This is a genomic window from Tabrizicola thermarum (assembly GCF_003574395.1).
GTDB lineage: Bacteria > Pseudomonadota > Alphaproteobacteria > Rhodobacterales > Rhodobacteraceae > Tabrizicola > Tabrizicola thermarum.
In genome coordinates this window covers 1-2,585 of record NZ_QMJY01000056.1, presented here as the reverse complement: position 1 = coordinate 2,585, position 2,585 = coordinate 1, and the positions used below count along the sequence as shown (strand labels likewise).

Annotated in this window: 1 protein-coding gene and 1 pseudogene; both read right to left on the bottom strand. The window is 55.8% G+C overall.

The window, feature by feature from the left end; translation table 11 throughout:
• Window positions 1-248 precede the first annotated feature (248 nt).
• Window positions 249-1,781, bottom strand: a complete 1,533-nt coding sequence (locus D5084_RS18360; RefSeq protein WP_155523122.1) for a KpsE/RkpR family capsule polysaccharide export protein — start codon at window positions 1,779-1,781, stop codon at window positions 249-251.
• Between the two features lie 189 nt (window positions 1,782-1,970).
• Window positions 1,971-2,510 (bottom strand): annotated as a pseudogene (locus D5084_RS09165) (integrase core domain-containing protein); the annotation flags it as partial.
• Between the last annotated feature and the right edge of the window lie 75 nt (window positions 2,511-2,585).

Genomic DNA, 2,585 nt, shown 5'->3' with positions numbered 1-2,585 from the left:
GAAAAGGTTGCTCATCGGTCAGTCTCCTTGCGGAGGCGTGAATCACGCCGCAGAAGCAAGATCAATGGGTCCTGACCCTAAAAATGGGGGGATTACCGCCGCACCGCGCGTTCACGCACTTCGGGGGAAAACTTGTTCGTTGTCTTGCTCATGATGCTCCATCCCACTCAGGAGTTGGAGCCTCCGGCAAACCCGGCGCGGTTCACTCCGCACTGTCGGAACTTTCGGGTGCCAATCGCGCGAGGCGATCATGTAGAAAACTGTTCGCGCAGGCTTTGGACGACCAACGAACCCGTGAGGTAAAATCCAAGGAAGATCAACATAGTCAAGAGGGTGGCCGTAAACGTACGAGGATAGTTTGGCTCGTCTGGCGGAATTGGGCTAACGGACAGCAACAGATAGCGGCTCTGTCGGTGAGCTTCAAGGCGGGCAGCTTCGACCGCTACCAGCGCCTTGCTCGCAAGCATTTGCCGGCTTTTCAAATCGGCTTCTGCTTGAAGAAGATCTGCCTGGATTTTCGCGATGCTCGTTTCACTGACACTATCCCCTGTCATTCTGGCCCGCAAAGTAGCAATCTGAGCTTCAATTGCCGCAATCCGGCGCTTAGCCAGCTCCATCCGCGACTGGTTAGGATCGAGGTTTCCCTCCATCTGTGCCAGTGATAGACGATCCTGCAGGATTTGGTCTTCCAACCTGCTTAGCTGGCTAACAACAAAGGCGACCTCGATTCTACCTGAGATGGCTCCGTATTTCTGCTGCAGCTCGGCTAGGCGGCGTTGGGATGCCGAAACCGCTTCTTCTGCCGCTTCATAGCTCCGCTGAGCATCGCGCATTTGGTCTGCTTTCAAACGCTGGGAGAGCTGATCTACCTGATCTTCCGCATATCTTATCAACTGTCGGGACCAATTGGCAGCAATTTCCGGGTCGGCCGCCATCACGTTCATCCGTATCATTTCGTCCTTGGGGTCAAACGAGACGTCGATGAACTTCCTGTAAACCTTGTAGGCGGTCTCCAGCGTTGCGTCGGGCGAAAGCCGCTGGAACGGGTCGATCTCCTCATTCTCGAAATGTGCACGAAAGTCAGAGTCCGCGTCCAAGCGCACCATCGCATCAACAGACTTGAGATAACCCTCGACGGCGAAGGAGTCCGGCGAATTGCCGGAGAGGAGGCCACCGAACAACTTACCTGAAGAGGCTTGGCCCGCCTGTTGGATAAAGAATTCCGACTGAACGGAATACATTGGTGTAGCAATCATGTAGAAGTAGCACCCAGATAGAAAAGTTGGCAGCATTACGAAGGCAAACATATTTAGCGCTATATGCCTAAGCCTCCGCCGACGACGTCGGGCAATATCTTGCTGCATCCGCAGGATTTCGGCTGCCTGGTTGACTTCTGCATGCTGTTCAGACGTGTCGAAGGCCAATTTTCGCGCGCGCCTTGGGCTCACCATCGCGTCGCTGGGCAGGCGCGCGCGCTTGCGCCTATGCTCTTGGCGCGACCTTGCCTTACTGTCATGGAGTGCCGCGATCGGATCTCCCACTGAACTCACAATCGGAACCATTGAGGCTAAGGAGAAGGGATCAATCCCTGCATCGCGTAAGAGCCTCACTGCGTCGAACTCTGATTTAGCTTCAATGCCGTGTACCTTCGCGATCTGTAGTGCGCGGCGCAGATGACGGCGTGAAATTTGCTCGGCCTCGATGGCGGCAAGTGTTGTCTCGACCCTCTCGGTGCCTTGGGCCCCTGCAACTGGCTGCTCGGGATGGTGCGGTTCTTGCATCTACGAAACGGTACTATGATGCAGAGCACACGAATTTGCCACACGGTCGGGCCCAGAGCACGCGGTCCCGTCTTTTGGAGCATAGGCAAGTAGCCTGAATGTCCGTGCCTTGATAGTCATACAGACGCTTCGCTCCTTCGTCCTTTCGTGCATTGGGGTAGTATAGGTTATCCAGCATCGCTTCCACGAGGTGTTCAGTCCCGGCATCTGGTGGATCGGGTCGAGGATGAATCGATCCGGCTCTGATGTCCAGATTTTGCAGATGTATTCATAGGGTGTGAGGCCGCCGAGCGTCTTTAGCCTGCGTGGAAAGTTGTAGGCTGCCAGGAAGTCGGCGAGGTGTGTTCGCAGCTGGTCATGGTTCTCGTAGTGGAAGCGGTTGACAGTCGCGTCCTTGATCGTGCGGTTCATCCACTCGACCTGGCCGTTGGTCCACGGGTGGTTGGGTTTGGTTAGTCTGTGTTCGATCCCGTTCGCCTCGCAGATCATGTCGAAGCGCATTGGCCGGGAGTAGATGGTGTTCCGGTTGCAGGGCTGCTCGGCGAACTGGATGCCGTTGTCGGTGAGAACCGTGTGGACCTGATAGGGCACGGCCTCGAGCATGTGCTGCAGAAACTCCCAGGCGGTTTTTCTGTCAGCTGTTGCGACGAGTTGGGCGACGACGAACTTGGACGTCCGGTCAATTCCGACAAAGAGAAAGAGCTTGCCCTCGGCGGTCTGCACTGAGCTACTCCCCGATGTTTGAACAGATTTCCGGGTGAGTTAAGCTACTGCCTGCACCTGCTGATCGGTTTCGGTGTGGTT